Origin of the sequence: Porticoccus sp. (assembly GCF_965660005.1) — a bacterium.
GTDB lineage: Bacteria > Pseudomonadota > Gammaproteobacteria > Pseudomonadales > Porticoccaceae > Porticoccus.
This window is the reverse complement of record NZ_CBFHYF010000007.1, coordinates 19,362-35,172: the sequence shown is the minus strand read 5'-3', so window position 1 is coordinate 35,172 and position 15,811 is coordinate 19,362. Positions and strand designations below refer to the sequence as shown.

At 49.6% G+C, this 15,811-nt stretch carries 15 protein-coding genes, 1 tRNA gene and 2 pseudogenes; 10 read left to right on the top strand and 8 right to left on the bottom strand.

What is annotated here, in order from left to right:
- The 4 genes from ACTF5G_RS03140 to ACTF5G_RS03125 form a co-directional block, all read right to left on the bottom strand.
- The coding region (locus ACTF5G_RS03140) for an ACP S-malonyltransferase (protein WP_438951363.1) at positions 1 to 510 on the bottom strand (510 nt) is incomplete at its 3' end.
- Positions 511 to 522: 12 nt separating this feature from the next.
- Complete coding sequence (gene plsX / locus ACTF5G_RS03135) at positions 523 to 1,551, bottom strand: phosphate acyltransferase PlsX (RefSeq protein WP_438951362.1); 1,029 nt, start codon at positions 1,549 to 1,551, stop codon at positions 523 to 525.
- Positions 1,552 to 1,575: 24 nt separating this feature from the next.
- Entirely contained in the window at positions 1,576 to 1,755 is a 180-nt protein-coding gene (gene rpmF, locus ACTF5G_RS03130; RefSeq protein ID WP_297190252.1) for a 50S ribosomal protein L32, read from the bottom strand.
- 25 nt (positions 1,756 to 1,780) lie between these two features.
- Positions 1,781 to 2,284 (bottom strand): YceD family protein, encoded by a 504-nt coding sequence (locus tag ACTF5G_RS03125; RefSeq protein WP_438951361.1) that lies wholly within the window; start codon positions 2,282 to 2,284, stop codon positions 1,781 to 1,783.
- A 154-nt stretch (positions 2,285 to 2,438) separates the two neighbouring features.
- Here ACTF5G_RS03125 and ACTF5G_RS03120 point away from each other — a divergent pair, with 154 nt between their 5' ends.
- The gene (locus tag ACTF5G_RS03120) at positions 2,439 to 3,008 is read left to right on the top strand and encodes a Maf family protein (protein WP_438951360.1); all 570 of its coding nucleotides are present in this window, start codon (positions 2,439 to 2,441) and stop codon (positions 3,006 to 3,008) included.
- Between the two features lie 20 nt (positions 3,009 to 3,028).
- On the opposite strand, the gene ACTF5G_RS03115 is transcribed toward ACTF5G_RS03120, so the two are convergent.
- Both ACTF5G_RS03115 and rluC read right to left on the bottom strand, forming a co-directional pair.
- Complete coding sequence (locus ACTF5G_RS03115; protein ID WP_438951359.1) at positions 3,029 to 3,685, bottom strand: HAD-IA family hydrolase; 657 nt, start codon at positions 3,683 to 3,685, stop codon at positions 3,029 to 3,031.
- Positions 3,686 to 3,690: 5 nt separating this feature from the next.
- Positions 3,691 to 4,629, bottom strand: coding sequence for a 23S rRNA pseudouridine(955/2504/2580) synthase RluC (rluC, locus tag ACTF5G_RS03110; protein ID WP_438951389.1), 939 nt, complete (start codon positions 4,627 to 4,629; stop codon positions 3,691 to 3,693).
- A gap of 685 nt (positions 4,630 to 5,314) precedes the next feature.
- Here rluC and rne point away from each other — a divergent pair.
- The 8 genes and pseudogenes from rne (at position 5,315) to ACTF5G_RS03070 (ending at position 12,672) form a co-directional block, all read left to right on the top strand.
- On the top strand, positions 5,315 to 8,197 hold the full coding sequence (gene rne, locus ACTF5G_RS03105) for a ribonuclease E (protein WP_438951358.1): 2,883 nt from the start codon (positions 5,315 to 5,317) through the stop codon (positions 8,195 to 8,197).
- 131 nt (positions 8,198 to 8,328) lie between these two features.
- Positions 8,329 to 8,419 (top strand) — tRNA-Ser (locus tag ACTF5G_RS03100).
- An 86-nt stretch (positions 8,420 to 8,505) separates the two neighbouring features.
- On the top strand, positions 8,506 to 8,694 hold the full coding sequence (locus tag ACTF5G_RS03095) for a hypothetical protein (RefSeq protein ID WP_438951357.1): 189 nt from the start codon (positions 8,506 to 8,508) through the stop codon (positions 8,692 to 8,694).
- Positions 8,695 to 8,868: 174 nt separating this feature from the next.
- Entirely contained in the window at positions 8,869 to 9,252 is a 384-nt protein-coding gene (locus tag ACTF5G_RS03090) for a hypothetical protein (RefSeq protein ID WP_438951356.1), read from the top strand.
- A gap of 215 nt (positions 9,253 to 9,467) precedes the next feature.
- Positions 9,468 to 10,196 (top strand): annotated as a pseudogene (locus tag ACTF5G_RS03085) (CHASE domain-containing protein); the annotation flags it as partial.
- A 312-nt stretch (positions 10,197 to 10,508) separates the two neighbouring features.
- The gene (locus ACTF5G_RS03080; protein WP_438951388.1) at positions 10,509 to 11,477 is read left to right on the top strand and encodes a GAF domain-containing protein; all 969 of its coding nucleotides are present in this window, start codon (positions 10,509 to 10,511) and stop codon (positions 11,475 to 11,477) included.
- Positions 11,455 to 11,844: a diguanylate cyclase domain-containing protein gene (locus ACTF5G_RS03075; protein ID WP_438951355.1), complete on the top strand. Its 390-nt coding sequence runs from the start codon at positions 11,455 to 11,457 to the stop codon at positions 11,842 to 11,844. Before ACTF5G_RS03080 ends, ACTF5G_RS03075 begins: the two co-directional genes overlap by 23 nt.
- Positions 11,845 to 11,880: 36 nt before the next feature.
- Entirely contained in the window at positions 11,881 to 12,672 is a 792-nt protein-coding gene (locus ACTF5G_RS03070; protein ID WP_438951354.1) for a putative bifunctional diguanylate cyclase/phosphodiesterase, read from the top strand.
- A gap of 24 nt (positions 12,673 to 12,696) precedes the next feature.
- Here the strand turns inward: ACTF5G_RS03070 and ACTF5G_RS03065 are convergent, their stop codons facing one another.
- Both ACTF5G_RS03065 and ACTF5G_RS03060 read right to left on the bottom strand, forming a co-directional pair.
- Positions 12,697 to 13,836 (bottom strand): peptidase C39 family protein, encoded by a 1,140-nt coding sequence (locus ACTF5G_RS03065; RefSeq protein ID WP_438951353.1) that lies wholly within the window; start codon positions 13,834 to 13,836, stop codon positions 12,697 to 12,699.
- A pseudogene (locus tag ACTF5G_RS03060) lies at positions 13,833 to 14,924 on the bottom strand (DUF2817 domain-containing protein). Before ACTF5G_RS03060 ends, ACTF5G_RS03065 begins: the two are co-directional and overlap by 4 nt.
- A 161-nt stretch (positions 14,925 to 15,085) precedes the next feature.
- On the opposite strand from ACTF5G_RS03060, the gene msrA reads away from it, so the two are divergent.
- Positions 15,086 to 15,682 carry a peptide-methionine (S)-S-oxide reductase MsrA gene (msrA, locus tag ACTF5G_RS03055; RefSeq protein ID WP_438951352.1) on the top strand — a complete coding sequence of 199 codons (597 nt, stop codon included), beginning with the start codon at positions 15,086 to 15,088 and terminating at the stop codon, positions 15,680 to 15,682.
- Positions 15,683 to 15,811: the final 129 nt, after the last annotated feature.

The following is a 15,811-nucleotide window of genomic DNA, read 5'->3' as shown; positions in this document are numbered from 1 at the left end:
TATAACCACTTGGCCCGGGGAATTGAAATTAACGGCCGTCACTTCCTGCCCTTCACAGGCTTGCGCACAAATTTCTTTTATCAACTGATCCTCCAGCCCCAGTATGGCAGCCATGGCACCTTCACCACGGGGCACAGCATCCTGCATATAGGCGCCGCGATTGCGTACTAAACGCACGGCATCGTGAAATGCTACGACACCGGAACAGACCAGAGCAGACCATTCACCAAGACTGTGTCCCGCCATCAATGCAGGGGACGCGCCACCCTCTTGCTGCCAAATTCGCCAAACGGCGACACTGGCAGTCAAGAGCAGGGGCTGCGTACGCTCTGTCAGGGTAATATCCTCCTCGCTACCCTGTTGTACCATATGCCATAAGTCGTAATGGAGCACATCTGAGGCTTCGGCAAAAGTAGTACGGACCATAGGGTACTTTTCTGACAGCTCCGAGAGCATGCCAAGTTTCTGGGATCCCTGCCCCGGAAAAACAAATGCCAGATTATTTTTCATTGATTACCTCTGTTATTGCCGCAGATTGTTATTTTTTTCAGATAAGCGTTTTTCAATTAGTGTCGGGAGGTTACGCTCCGCTTCATGGCAAGCCACCTCAATTGCCTTACCGAAAGCCCACCGGTCAGCCCCGCCGTGGCTTTTAATAACAACACCCTGCAAGCCAAGAAAACTGGCCCCATTATACTGTGCCGGATCAACACGTTTGAGCAAACGACCCAGGGCGGGTTTCACAAACAACGCACCGAACCTGGCACGCAAACTTTCGCTCAGCGCATCCCTGATCTGCTCTTGGAGTAACTTTGCCACACCCTCCCCGGTCTTCAGGGCAATGTTGCCACTGAATCCATCGCAAACCACAATATCCGCATCCCCACTAAAGAGTGCACCACCCTCGACAAACCCGATATAGTGGATATCCGGGTCATCTTTGAATAAGGCTGCGGCATCAAGAATTTCCTGTTTCCCCTTGAGCGATTCGACACCGATATTCAACAATCCCACTGCCGGGTGGGTATTGGCATCTACATCCGAGGCAACCAAAGACGCCATCAGTCCAAACTGATAGAGCTGAAGCGCCGTGCACTCAGGATTCGCGCCCATATCCAGCAAATAGGTAGATCCATAGGCGGTTGGAATCCGGGCACAGATCGCAGGGCGACTAATACCGGGCAGGGTGCCCAGCTGAAACAGGGACATTGCCATGAGCGCACCCGTATTGCCTGCACTGACACAGGCCCCCGCCTCTTTATTTGCAACATGCTGAATCGCATGCCACATTGATGAATCGCGTTTATTGCGCAGGACAGAGGATGGCCTGTCTTCCATGGAAACTGACTGGGGACTATGACGGACTTCAAGACGATCGGGAAAGTTTTCTCTGACAAGGCAGAGCTGCTGCTGAATCAGTTCAGCATCACCAAAGAGTACAACCCGAAGATTGGGCTGTTGACGAAGAATATCCAGCGCCGCAGGAACGGTTGCGCGAGGACCGAGGTCCCCGCCCATTGCGTCAATCGCTAGACAGCATGAATCAGCCAAAAATAATAGATCTAATGCAGTGGATCAGTCTTCGGCTGAAGAGATCACTTTTTTACCGCGATAAAAACCATCAGCAGTAACCTGATGACGAAGGTGTTTTTCTCCACTAACCGGATCAGTGGACAGGGTTGGTCCTGTCAGGGCGTCGTGGGCACGACGCATACCACGCTTGGAACGAGTTTTACGACTTTTTTGAACGGCCATTTTCTACTCCTGCAAGTACTGCTTGTTAACTATTGAAGCCACTGTTTTTCAGTGGCTTCAAAATACCAAAAGGGTTTTTACCCGACTTCTCAGCAGGGCCCTCTCCCGTTGAGTAACCGGCAATTGCATTACATTGATCCTTGGGATGATAGGATACTAACGGCAACGCCAGAAGCAATTCATCCTCGAGTGCTTCCACTACATCCGCAACATCGCTATCGACGAGCCATGGATCCAGGTCTTTGGGTAATGACTTGGCCTCTTCTTCTGACCAGACTATACCCAATTTAAACTCTGCAGACAGCACCATCGGAATCGCTTCCAAGCATCGCTGGCAGGGAATCAATACAGACGTTGAAACTGAGCCTGCCATCACTCTGCGACCCTGTTCGGCTGTATCAAACCTCAGCTCGACAACAATGGGTTCGGTAATTTCAATCACTGCCTCTGCCAACCTGTCGCAGAATGCGTGATCCAGCTCGCCGGAAATGGCCACACCCTGATGGGCAAGGCGGCGGGGCTCTAACATCCGCGGCAATACATTTCTCATGGGGGGCATTGACATAGGCGCGCCATAATAGTGATATGACCTTGATCTGTCAAAGAAAAACTGGGTCAGATGTCGGCAATGTCTAGTGGTGTGCGTGGTTGCAGAACATTAAATACTCATTTGGAGTTTTAACATGAAAAATCTGGTGCTGGCATCGTCCTCACCTTACCGGCGTGAGCTGCTAGAACGCTTACGCATACCGTTTGAAATCATTTCACCCAATATTGACGAGAGCCCTCTCGCAGATGAAACCCCACAAGCACTGGTAAAACGGCTTTCTCTACAAAAGGCCATGACAGTAGCAGCTCACTTCAACAATCATTTGATTATTGGCTCAGATCAGGTCGCCGTTGGCGATGGAGAACTGCTGACGAAACCGGGCGATTTTGACAATGCCTTTAAGCAGCTTCGCTCAGAGTCCGGCAAAAAGGTTCTTTTCTACACCGGGCTGGTATTACTGGATAGCGGCTCCCAACAGCATCAGGTCGATGTGGTAACCACTGAGGTCGTCTTTCGGCCGCTAAGTGACATAGAAATTACTGAATACCTTCAAAAGGATTCCCCCTATAACTGTGCCGGCAGCTTTCGGAGTGAAGGGCTTGGCATCACACTGTTTGAGGCTGTCTACAGTAGCGACCCGACCGCCCTGGTCGGACTGCCCCTGATCAGCCTTAACCGGATGCTGAAAATATTCTCAAAATAACATCATAAAAATATTATAGATTATTGTTTTTTATAGTTTTTAATTACCAACTCAACATCAGAAAAATCATCAAGGCACGCAAGTGGTTGATACTTCTGGAACCGACCCGGATCGTGAGCGCCGTAACTGACCCCAATACTCGACATCCCGGCATTGGCGGCCATCGCCAAATCATATTCTGTATCGCCTATCATGATTGATTCACCGGGGGCACACTCAAACTCATTCATCAACTCAATCAGCATTAATGGGTGAGGTTTCCCCGCCGTTTCGTCAGCACAACGGGAGCCATCAAAAAATTGATGCAGCTGGCGGGCCTGTAATACCCTATTCAGACCGCGGCGACTTTTACCGGTAGCAACAGTCAACAGATACCCCTGATCCTTCAATCTGGACAAGGTCTCCGACACACCGTTAAAAAAGGGTGAGGGCTCACGATCGATTTCTGCAAAATAGCGTGAATAACTATCCCGCATCGCTGCAATCTGTTCAGCCTCTATTCCGGGAAACAAGGTTTCCAAAGCGTCAGTTAGCCCCAGTCCAATAATGTCGCGCGCTTCGCGATCGGGTGGCGGCGGCAAACCAACTGATATTGCGGCATAGCGGATACAATGAACGATACGGGATAGCGAATCACAAAGCGTCCCATCCCAATCAAAAATCAACAGCTTGAGCACCAAGATCACTCCAGTGTCGTCAGAAAAGAAGCTAGATCATCTGGCAATGGCGATCGGATTTCGACAACCTGGTCACCGGGCAAATGGACTTGCAGTTGCGCCGCATGCAGAAACATACGCCTCAAACCTTTTTGTCGCATTTGACGGTTACAGTCATCCACTCCGTATTTCTCATCACCGGCCAAGGGACAACCGGCAAACTGACAATGGACACGAATTTGATGAGTACGCCCTGTTTCCAGGGCCACTTCAAGTAAAGTTGCAGCATGATAGCGATGCAGAACCTGAAAATGCGTAACTGACACCTTACCATCGGGATCCACTTTGACTATCCGCTCCCCCGACTTCAGCTCATTTTTGCGCAATGGAGCACTGATCCGCTTCATCCCCTTTGGCCACCGACCGCAACATAGGGCCTGATAGACTTTAACCACCCGGCTGGCACGCATTTCTTCCTGAAGGTGGCGCAACATCGAACGTTTCTTTGCAATCATCAGGCAGCCGGATGTCTCCCTATCCAGTCGGTGGACCAACTCAAGAAACGGTGCAGAAGGCCGGGTGGCTCGGAGTGACTCAATCAGCCCCTGACTGACGCCACTACCACCATGAACCGCCAAACCGGCCGGTTTGTTGATAACCAGAAATCCGGCGTCTTCATAAACAATGTTCTGCTCAAGTAATTGCTGCAACTTTGGGCTGGGGCCCGCTGACACCTCACGTTCAGCCACACGAATAGGTGGAATCCGAACAGCATCACCCACCTGCAGGCGATATTCCGCTTTAGCCCGGGAGCCATTCACACGAACTTCACCTTTACGAAGAATTCTGTAGACTCGCGACTTCGGAACGCCCTTCAAGCGGCCCAATAAAAAATTATCTATTCGCTGGCCTGCGTGATTTTCATCTACATGAACGAAGTGAACCCCAAAACAGCCATTTTGCATATCAGTCACTGGATGAGCCCGGAAATATGGAGGTGAATTTTAGCAGCTACGCCAAACAGAGGCATCCATGATGAAGAAAAAATCACTGATAATCATGTAATTAACCCGATTTTTATGGGGGCTGAAAATTGAAGAGAAAGACAATTGCTGATATATTGTATCCTCGTTGATCCGGGTTCGAGATTAGTCGGCAAAAACGACTACTTCTGCCAAATCAATATGACAGAGCAGCCCCCCGCTCAACGCGGCGAAAGCCCTTTATGATTTATTACGCCAGTTGTTCTGCAAATCATACAGGACAGCTGCCTTAGAAAACCGCGCTGAACGCGCAGAGGTTACCACAAGATTTTTTGAACGATATATCGTTCGTCAGGCATCGCCAGCCAAGAATACGCTATTTTCACCAGCCAGTTGCTGGTTGCATTAGTAAGCTACCACTCGGCATTTTGCCCTTAGAACGAATAAATAGCGCCATAGCAATCAAGTTGAAAACTCGATGGGAAAACCGGACAGACTCAGTGATTGAAAAAAGTAAAGTGTTAAAAAACAAGGGGTTATAATATTACTTCTGCCGTTTGACCTCGTGCTAACGGTCTACACTGCTTTGCTATTTACACAGTTTATTGTTCATTTTATAGTGGTACTTCTGCTGCTTTTGTAAGGCGCAAGACAGTAGGATTATTTAATGAAACGCATGCTTATCAACGCTTCCCAGCCAGAAGAGCTTCGGGTAGCACTGGTCGATGGACAACGTCTCTATGACCTCGACCTTGAAAACCGCACCAGAGAACAACGCAAAGCGAATATTTACAAAGGCCGAATTACCCGGGTTGAACCCAGCCTCGAAGCTGCTTTTGTCGATTATGGCGCAGAGCGTCACGGCTTCCTTCCTCTGAAAGAAATCTCCCGTGAATACTTCTCAAGAAAGTCATCCGATGCCGATGGTCGCATCAAGATTCAGGATGTCATCAAAGAAGGCACCGAAGTTGTTATTCAGGTGGAAAAGGAAGAGCGTGGTAATAAGGGGGCTGCCTTAACCACGTTTATCAGCCTGGCAGGTCGCTATATGGTCCTGATGCCAAACAATCCCAGAGCTGGAGGCATATCGCGCCGCATAGACGGTGAAGAACGCTCGGAGCTGAAATCAGCTATGAGAGATCTACAGATTCCCAGCGGGGTTGGTGTCATTGTGCGCACGGCTGGCATAGGAAGATCCGCAGAAGAACTGCAATGGGATCTTAATTATTTGCTGCAACTTTGGGAAACCATTCAGGTAGAGGCCAATAATTGCAAGGCACCCCACTTTCTGTTCCAGGAAAGTAATGTCATTATCCGTGCCGTTCGCGACTATTTGCGACAGGATATCGGTGAAGTCATTGTTGATAACCGCGCAGCCTATGAACTTGCCTCGGCATTCATCAAGCAGGTTATGCCCAACTTCCAGAGTCGGGTAAAGTACTATGAAGATCCCCTCCCCCTGTTCAATCGTTACCAGATTGAAAACCAGATTGAGACTGCCTTTGAGCGGGAAGTAAAACTGCCATCCGGCGGCTCCATTGTGATTGATATCACTGAGGCGCTGGTTTCCATTGATATCAACTCCTCAAGAGCAACCCGCGGCAGTGATATCGAGGAAACTGCGCTGCGCACCAACCTTGAAGCCGCCGATGAAATCACTCGTCAATTGCGACTTCGCGACATTGGCGGTCTGGTCGTGATTGACTTTATCGACATGGGCTCTGCCAAAAACCAGCGCGACGTGGAAAACCGTATGCGCGACGCCCTCGAACTGGACCGTGCCCGGGTGCAGGTTGGCAAAATATCCCGCTTTGGTTTGCTTGAAATGTCCCGTCAGCGGTTGCGCCCATCACTGGAAGAAACCACCTCGAAGGTCTGCCCGCGCTGCCTTGGTCAGGGAACCATTCGCGGCACCCGCTCTCTTGCCCTGTCGATTCTACGCCTCGTAGAGGAAGAGGCACAGAAAGAATTCAGTGCAGAAATTCGGGCTATCACCCCTGTCTCAGTAGCAACCTTTCTGCTGAATGAAAAACGCAAAGAGATTTTCGAGATAGAGAAACGTCACGGCTCGAAAATTATCATTCTCCCCAACGAAAATCTTGAAACACCACATTTCGAAGTACAGCGTATTCGTGAGCAGGACGGCCTCACAAGTGAGTACAGCTACCGTCTTACTAACACGTTGTCTGAAGATTTTGCCGCTCAGGAGAATGATCATGTTCAACCTGTACCCCCGGCTTTACAGCCTGCGGTCAAAACACCGACACCTTCCCAGCCTGCACCGGTGCCTTTAGAGAAAATCACCAGAATTGTCGAAAAAGCCTCGAAACCAGGCCTATTGCGACGTCTGATCAACCTGCTGTTTGGTAAGGCTGAAAAACCGGTCGAGAGCAATAAAAAGCCTGAATCCAGAGACCGTGGAAGAAACGATAGCCGCTCTCAAGGGCCCAATCGTCGGCCGGATGCTCGCCGTAACAACCGCAACCGCAACAAGCCCGGCAGCCAAAAAACCGAGCATCGCGATAACACCGGTATGCCCGAAAACGATGAACAAAAACCCAGACAGACCCGTCAGAACCGCAAACCGCAGCAGGAAAAACAACCTGATTCCGATACCGTAAAAACTGATCGTGAAGAAGAATTTTCGCACAGTCAGCATCCACCCCGCCGGGAGGGTGACAAACGACGTGCTCCTCGCCAGCGCCGTCAACGCCAGGAAGTTCCAGCTGAACTACTCGCCGTTGTCGAAAGCTCTGCTGATGAAGCATTACCGACCTCATCCCTGGTCGAACCCATCGAAACAGCGACTTACGCGGAAAGCAGTCCGTCACCCAGCGACAGAGACAAGTCGGGCCAGCAAAAGGATGAAGACAATACCCTGTTAATGGCCCTTGACGACACTGTATCTGACTCACCTCAGTCAGAGGATAGCGGCCAGGCACCACTCAATCCCTCTGCAGCTTTTGATGCAATTAATAGCGAACCTGCCACTGATGAAGTAACCGGCAGCACAGAAATGCCTGCTTCTGAAGCTTCCAGTAAGATCGACGAACAGGCAGTTGAGTCCGAAGAAATCGAGACCGACGAAAGCTCCTTTAAACAGAGTATTGAAACAGCGTCGACCAATAAAAATACTGTTGGCACTGACGAAAGTGCACGCCTCGACAGCCCTGAGTTGGCTTCTGATACAGATACCGAAACCGGCATCAACGGAGAGGTGGAAATACTGACAGAAAACGTTGATGTTTCTGACGAACCTGTCCCTGACCTCACGGACAGTATTCAGAAGCAACCCACCCGCGCCAGCAATGACCCGAGAATTGCTCCCCGCCCTGTATCAGATATTGCTATTACCACTGACATACGCAACAAACCACTCCCGCAGCCGTTGGATGCCTCTCAACCGGCACCTGTGATCGTCAATCCGGTTGATATACCACGGGCACTGAATGATCCCCGTGGCCACAAGGCAGATAGGGATGAAGCAGCATCATCAGAGCATGCTGCAACTGAAAAATCGGCGGAAACAGCAAAAACTGAACCGGTCTGAAAGCGATGAGGGATACAGTTTGACCTTGTTTGCGATTGAATCCGCTGTATAATCTGCCGCTATTTTCCGGCCATCAGGCTTGGTGTGACCTTTGTTGTTTCCTGGACACAAAGCCACAAAAAACACTCACAGGAGGGATGGCTGAGCGGTTGAAAGCACCGGTCTTGAAAACCGGCGTAGGTTAATAGCCTACCCAGGGTTCGAATCCCTGTCCCTCCGCCAAATTCATAGTGCCCTTGTCTTCAAGGGCATTTATGAAAAATTGACGACAAAAAATTTCGTTAAAAATAAAGCAAAAGGTTTTAGCTATGGATAAGCCCGATATTCAGCGCGGCGACTGGATTATTCTCAAACCGTCAGAAGATGCAGAGGGTGTTGAAGCCCGGGTCTATAATGTCCGTGAAGACGGTTCACTCTTTGTTGGCTACCATCAAGACAGTTTCAAGACCATGAAAGCCAAGGCAGTTTGGGCAGGGACGTACTGGCAGGTCGTTTAGGCAGCAAGGGCCTTTCTATTCGAAAGACACCTCATCATTGGATACAAGGCTATATCCAGCCACCCCCCCCGCCTGTTCCATTTCTCCACCTGTTCGACAAGAACAGAGATCAAAACTTCCGGCCACATTGTCTGCTATCCTAACAGTCCCTGGACAAATCTGCGGTGCTGACAAATGACGTTGGATGCCACAATAATTCAATCAACGCACCTACTGTTGATAGCACTCATCCTTAGCCAAATTATCACCGGCTGTGCATCATCACCCGCCGATGTTATTGCCAACTCAACACCACTCGAAAAGTGGCATGGCCTTTCTGCAAATGATTTGATACAGAAGCTGCCGACACCTGAATCCGTTACACCTCTGGCAGACGGGGGCAAAACCTATCGATGGATCAGAACAGAAACTGTCGAAACACTCTCATATTCCAATTACAAACGATCTGTGCTGGCGACCTGTATATTTCAGATGACAACTGCTTCGGACACCACGATCAAAGCTCTAGCCAATACCGGTCACGACCAAGTCTGCCAATATTTTACAGACAAGCTGTAAATCCAGACCTCCCGGTCGACCAGCCGTCATTTGACCCTTGACTTTCATCTATGCCAATCGTGATTGTCATGCATACAAAACGGTGGTTATATGGAAGTAGCTCAATTTACCGGGGTCATGTAAAAGGAACACAGTCTCCAGCAATGAACATCAACCCGAAGCGCAAGTTGTACAATTAATGTTTGCCATGGCTGCTGTCGGGACTCACTTTTCTGATGGGTGGTACGGCTACGCTGGCCTACTGGCACCACTTTGAAAAACAGCAAAAACATGCTGTGAATCTCAAATTTCAGGCAGAATCTGACCTGTTGACCGCCAATATTTCGCAACAGCTCAACAGCTACACGGTAGTGATACGTGGAATACAGGGGTTCTTCCGGGGCTCCGAGTATGTCACCTACCCTGAGTTCTCGAGCTATATCGCTTCGCTGGATATCACCAGGGATTTGAAGGGTATTCAGGGTATCGCCTTTGTTATCCCTGTTGCACAGAAAGACCTGGCAGCGCACATGGCAACCATGCACAGGCAACTTCCTCACAGCTATCAGATAAAACCCCCGGTCGCAGATCGGGGTGAATTTGCACCCATTATTTATATCGAACCACTGTCAGGCGACAATCTCACCGCCCTCGGATTTGATATTCTGACAAACCCGCTAGCCCGTGAAGCGGCAGAGTCAGCCAGGGACAGCGGCGAGATCGTTATCACCAGTCCGTAGAGGCTGGTCCAGGATCATTCAAAACAAGCAGGCTCAAGTTTTGTTATGTACCTGCCGGTTTACAGACATGGCAATTCACTGGCCACTGTTGAGGAACGTCGGGCAGCGTTAGTGGGCTGGGTAGATGTGCCGTTCCGGGTAACAGATCTGCTGGCAGGACTGAAAGACCAGATCAATCCATCTATCGATATTGAAATCCACGATTTATCAGCGCCCGATAGCCACACCCTGCTATTTGATGCTGATGACGTACCTCATCAACAGCGAAAAGCATTGGGCGAATGGCAGCAACAGCAGGGAATAGATATTGGCAACAGAAAGTGGACCCTGTTGCTGAGCAGCACACCCGCTTTTAGAGAAAACGCGGTGCTGTCTACCAATTCTTGGGTTATTTCCGCTGCCGGCGGTTCACTCAGTCTGGGGTTGGCACTGTTGGTACTGAGCATCACTCAAAGCAGAAATCAGAGCCAACGACGAGCTTTGCGGCTTGGTCACCTTTATCATGCCCTGAGCGAGGTCAATCAGGCTATTGTCAGAATGGAAGCAGAGGGTGGCCTGCTGCCCCTAGTGTGCCTAATGGCAGTGGATTTTGGCGGGATGAAAATGGCCTGGATTGGCCTGCTGGATGGAAGCACTGGAAATATTATCCCCCTCACAAGCCATGGTATCGGCGTCGACTACATCAACAGCCTTCGCGTCTCGATCCATAAGGATCTGCCGGAGGGACAGGGTCCGACTGGCACGGCCATGCGCGAAAATCATCCCGTGGTCATTAATCACTATTTGGCCAACCCGAACACCAGACTCTGGCATGAGCGGGCAAAACGCTATGGCTGGAAATCAGCTGCTGCTTTCCCCATACAGCGTCAGGGCAAGCCCTATGCTGTGCTCAATGTGTACCACGACAAACCAACAGCTTTCGACGAAGACGCCATCAACCTGCTTGTCGAAATGAGCAGTGACATCAGTTTTGCACTGGATAATTTTGACCGCGAAGCCCAGAAAATGGTCATGGAAACGGCGCCCGCCAAAAGTGAGGCCACCATGAAAACCATCATGAACAACATTGGTGCCTGTATCTATCTCAAGAATACCGAGGGAAACTACACCTTCGTCAATCAGCAAGTACTTGAATTATGGGGAGTTGAGACATCCGAAGTCATTGGCTTCGGCGATGATAAGTTTTTTGACCAGTACACAGTAAAGCGTATCAAGGAAAATGATCAGCGGGTTTTTGATCATGGTCAGATCATAGAACGGGAAGAAACCCACACTGTCAAAAACAGCGGTATCACCCGAATATTCTGGTCAATCAAGTTACCCTTGCGGGATGCAAACGGCCAAATCTATGCCCTCTGCGGTATATCAACAGATATCACCGAGCACCGGGCAAGTGAGGAAAAAATACGCTATTTGAGTAACTATGATGCGCTGACAGCGCCTGCCAAATCGCACATTGTTAAACGAGAAAGCGCGAGTAGCATTGGCATCGGCAAAAGCATCTGATACGCAGTTATCACTACTTTTCATTGATCTTGATCGTTTCGCCATCATCAATGACTCCCTCGGTCACAGTGTCGGCGATACGGTTCTGAAACAACTGGCCCAGCGGCTCAGCGCTCAATTGAATCTGACGGCGACACTGAGCAGAACAGGGGGAGATGAGTTCTGTCTGCTTTTGCCAAGTATCGATTCCACCCAGGTAACGCGAATGGCGCAACAGCTACTGGATATCATTACCTATCCTGTGGACATCAACGAACGTCGCCTGACCCTCACCGCCAGTATAGGTATTGCATTTTTTCCTGATCACGGCAGAAATGTTGAGCAGTTAATCCAATCTGCCGATGCCGCCCTTGCCCAAGCCACATAAAAGGGCCGCAACAATTATCAAATTTTCAATGAAGTGATGCGCAACCATGCCGACGAGACACTGTTGATTGAAAATGAATTGCGCGAGGCGATTAACAAACAACAGCTGACTGTTCATTATCAACCTCAGGTTGATATGCAATCAGGCCGGGTAATTGGTGTTGAAGCGTTGATCAGGTGGGAACATCCCGAGATAGGTACAATCTATCCCAGCCGCTTTATTCCTGTGGCAGAGGAAAGTGGCCTGATCGTCGAAATCGGCAATTGGGTATTGAACAGCGCCGTCAAACAACAGGCAGTATGGCTATCCGAAGGGTTACCCCTCGCTTCAGTTGCGGTCAATCTTTCTGCGTTACAAATCTACAAGGCTAATTTCTCTGAAACGGTGGAGCGCACCCTTGATGTATATCAGCTACCCCACGAGATGCTGGAGCTCGAGTTGACAGAGCGAATTGCAATGGAGCACTCAAGCAGAGCCCTGATCATCCTGCATCAGTTAAGAGCCTTGGGTGTCGCTCTTTCAATAGATGACTTTGGCACGGGTTATTCATCGCTCAGCTATCTGAAAAGCTACCCGGTACAAAAACTCAAAATTGACAAATCCTTTGTCGACGGACTGGGGGATAACGCAGAAGACCAGGCCATTGTGCTGGCAATCATCGGTATCGCAAAAGGCTTGGGCTTTAAAACTGTCGCTGAAGGTGTAGAGACACAAAAACAGTGGCAGTTTCTGCACGATCACGGTTGTAATGAATATCAGGGCTATTATTTCAGCAAACCCGTGGCCGCTGAATTTATCCCCGCGTTACTCGCATCTACCGCAAAATAAACCCTTATTCGCGATAGCTATAAGTCACTGTTTAACCTGATCCGCAGTAACCGCCCTTCTGACAATAATCGCAGTGCGAATCGGGTTCCTGCCAAACCGGGACATTTTCAGAAAATCCTCGTGGGCAATGGGAAGATGCTGACTGTCAAGACCGCTGGCACTCTGCTCATCGGGATCCGGATCCGAATCATGCACATACAAACAGTCTTCGTCATAGCCACTCATGGTAACCCAGTGGGGAGCCTTTCTGCCGTCGAGCCGGTAGGTGCTGATCAGGATGATCGGTATGTTTCCCTTCTTGAATTCACTGATCAGATGAGAGTGATGAAAATCTCTATAGCGGATTTTTATTTTTTCCTTTTTTGCCTGCAGGATAAAATCCTGATGAACCAGCGCCAGAACCCGTTTTTTGTTCTCTCCTCTTACCCCGTCGATAAAGAGCGTGGTTTCCTTGTTAATCCATACCTCCACCGGGTAATTTCGCTGATTGGCGGCTAAGGCCAGACCGACAGGGTGACAGCCACCATGACCGGAAGTCATAAAAATTGTAGTGGCTTCACGCCAAATCTGTAATTCCTCGTGCTGCGTTGGTTGATAATTTTTTGACAACCCACGCATGGCCATCATCAGTGCTGCCGGGCCACAAGTGAAAGTAGTGGTTTGCTGAATCCATGGAATAGCCCGGTTCTCCGCCACTGAGGGTGCCGTACGGACACATTTCTGCATACGAAGGGCGTCATTGTTGTCCTCGTAGTAGTTGCGGTAAATACCAAATGGCTGGTAACCCATGGACTCGTACAGGCTGATAGCCGCGGGATTATCCATACTCACCTCGAGACGCAGAAATACCCTGCCCGCTCGCTTGCTGATTTTTTCACCTTCCATCATCAGTTTTCTGGCAAGACCAAGCCCACGATAATCCGGGTCTATGGCAATAGAGTACAGACGAGCCAGCGCTGTGCCCCTAAAGAAAATAATCAGGCTGTAACCGACAATAACATCACTGTATTCCACAACGATAAATGTACAGTTTTCTGCCTGAATCCAATGCCGAAAACTGCGACGGCTAAGCTGGTCAGTAGTAAAGCATTTATTCTCCAGACGCAGTAAAGCCGAAAGATCTTCGGGTATTGCAGGGCGCATTGATACTGGTAATTGAATCATGAGGTGAGCCCTTCGAGTGCCTGCTGCAGCACCTGTCTTGCTCTGAATATCACAGCCTCTCGCCAGTAGTCATCCGATGGACAAAAATGCGCTTTCATCTGTTTGGCTACCGCTACCATTGTTTGCTGAGAGACCGGTTGATGGCCTGCCCATGCGGCGGCCTCGTCAAGGAGCGTATCAAAAAGAGCCTTGGTACCAAATGTGCCGAACTCCAGTGTCACGAAACAGCTCTTCGATCCCATGATCTGATGCCATGCGTAGTCGAGCAGACCCAGTTTTGGCACAGAGCAGGACGTGCCTGTCGAGGGCAGACCACAACCGGGACCATACCATTCAATGGCCCTCCTTGAACCATTACTTCCCTCTGGATGGTCGCAGATAACTTCCCCGTAAGCGTAGGGACCGAGACCGGTATGTACATCGACAACAGCCAGATGCCGTTTAGCCAGGGAATAATGCTCTATCAGGGACTCTATAACCTGTCTACTGAAGCTGGGTCCTTGCCCACCGTAGAATGGTCCGGCGGGATCGCTAAACTGACCACCACTGAATGCAATTTCGTAGGGACGCTGTCCCACCCGGAGACGGTAGTCATTTATGGCTGTCACTCTGGTGTCTCGATCACAGATACCCAGCAGTGGCCGCAACGCCTCATATCCCGGATTTGTCGGGAGCGGCAGACTGAAGTCGATAAAATTCCGGTTCACATCAATGCCCTGATCATCACAACGACGAAGATTGGCATATCCCCAGGGGTTAAGCGCATTGATCAGCAGCATCGCGGTGTTAGCCGGAAGTTGCACAATGCCGTTTGCAATGCTGTTCATTCAGTCCACTTCTACTGCGGTCCCGGCAAAACCTTCAATACCGTGGGTACCACCAATCACAACCAGAACAGCGTGGGCATCAGGGTGACCAATCCACCCGGCTTGACAGAGCAAGTTGACGTCTGAGGAGTGGGAGAAGTCAAACCGTGAGGTCGACAGTTTCTGTGACATAAATGCCCTCTGCCAGAGCTCACAGCCCTGCTGGTAATGTTCAGAAAAGCATTCCGGAGAAAACAATTGAAGGGTCGATTGAAAGTGCATAACAGCTACCTGAGACAGATTTCGATCTTAGCCTCAATCGATATGACGGGTAAGTCACTGAGCCACGATTGATTAAAATAAAGATCCGCCAATTTCTTTTGAACCCTGCTTATCCTCGCAGGTCAAAAAAGGTCGATCAGATAACTCAACGGGCAGTCCTCATGATAAAAAAACTCATTTTTCTGGTTTTATTGGCCGGATTTCTCCCTGTAACCCACGCCGACATCCAGAGAGCCATTTTTGCCGGCGGCTGTTTTTGGTGCATGGAACCACCCTTTGATAAATTGGATGGCGTGATCAGTACGATCTCGGGTTACATGGGTGGGAAAATTGAAAATCCTACCTATAAAGAAGTCACCAGTGGCAAAACCGGTCATTTCGAGGTGGTTGAAGTAACCTACGACCCGAAAAAAATCAACTATGAAACCTTGCTAAAAACCTTCTGGATAAATATTGACCCGGAGAATGGCAAAGGCCAGTTTTGCGATCGGGGCAGTCAGTACCTGAGTGCCATTTTTACCCTGAATGATCAGCAAAAAATCGCCGCCCAGAAAAGCAAAGCCGCATTAATCGACAGTAATATCCTTGACAAGCCAATAGCCACACGCATTCTTCCAGCCAGTACGTTTTATGCGGCTGAGGAGTATCATCAGGATTACTACCTGAAAAATCCCGTTCGTTATCGTTACTACCGAAACGGCTGTGGTCGTGATATGCGATTGAAGCGTCTCTGGAACAACGCTGAACTTCCCCTCTGACGGCATGACTGACAATCACGCATATCCCAATTGGGCTGCGTCGTCCAGAAATGGTATTGATAACGGCTGTTTCAGAATCACCAAATAAAGATAACGCCCTGTAATCCTGCCTAGCAGAAATTTGACCCA

What these genes read in the sequence shown, in the direction of transcription:
- rpmF (WP_297190252.1), bottom strand. Translation starts at nt 1,755, where the DNA reads ATGGCCGTTCAAAAAAGTCGTAAAACTCGTTCCAAGCGTGGTATGCGT.
- ACTF5G_RS03125 (WP_438951361.1), bottom strand. Translation starts at nt 2,284, where the DNA reads ATGTTAGAGCCCCGCCGCCTTGCCCATCAGGGTGTGGCCATTTCCGGC.
- ACTF5G_RS03120 (WP_438951360.1), top strand. Translation starts at nt 2,439, where the DNA reads ATGAAAAATCTGGTGCTGGCATCGTCCTCACCTTACCGGCGTGAGCTG.
- rluC (WP_438951389.1), bottom strand. Translation starts at nt 4,629, where the DNA reads ATGCAAAATGGCTGTTTTGGGGTTCACTTCGTTCATGTAGATGAAAAT.
- rne (WP_438951358.1), top strand. Translation starts at nt 5,315, where the DNA reads ATGAAACGCATGCTTATCAACGCTTCCCAGCCAGAAGAGCTTCGGGTA.
- ACTF5G_RS03095 (WP_438951357.1), top strand. Translation starts at nt 8,506, where the DNA reads ATGGATAAGCCCGATATTCAGCGCGGCGACTGGATTATTCTCAAACCG.
- ACTF5G_RS03090 (WP_438951356.1), top strand. Translation starts at nt 8,869, where the DNA reads ATGACGTTGGATGCCACAATAATTCAATCAACGCACCTACTGTTGATA.
- ACTF5G_RS03080 (WP_438951388.1), top strand. Translation starts at nt 10,509, where the DNA reads ATGGAAGCAGAGGGTGGCCTGCTGCCCCTAGTGTGCCTAATGGCAGTG.
- ACTF5G_RS03070 (WP_438951354.1), top strand. Translation starts at nt 11,881, where the DNA reads ATGCGCAACCATGCCGACGAGACACTGTTGATTGAAAATGAATTGCGC.
- ACTF5G_RS03065 (WP_438951353.1), bottom strand. Translation starts at nt 13,836, where the DNA reads ATGATTCAATTACCAGTATCAATGCGCCCTGCAATACCCGAAGATCTT.
- msrA (WP_438951352.1), top strand. Translation starts at nt 15,086, where the DNA reads ATGATAAAAAAACTCATTTTTCTGGTTTTATTGGCCGGATTTCTCCCT.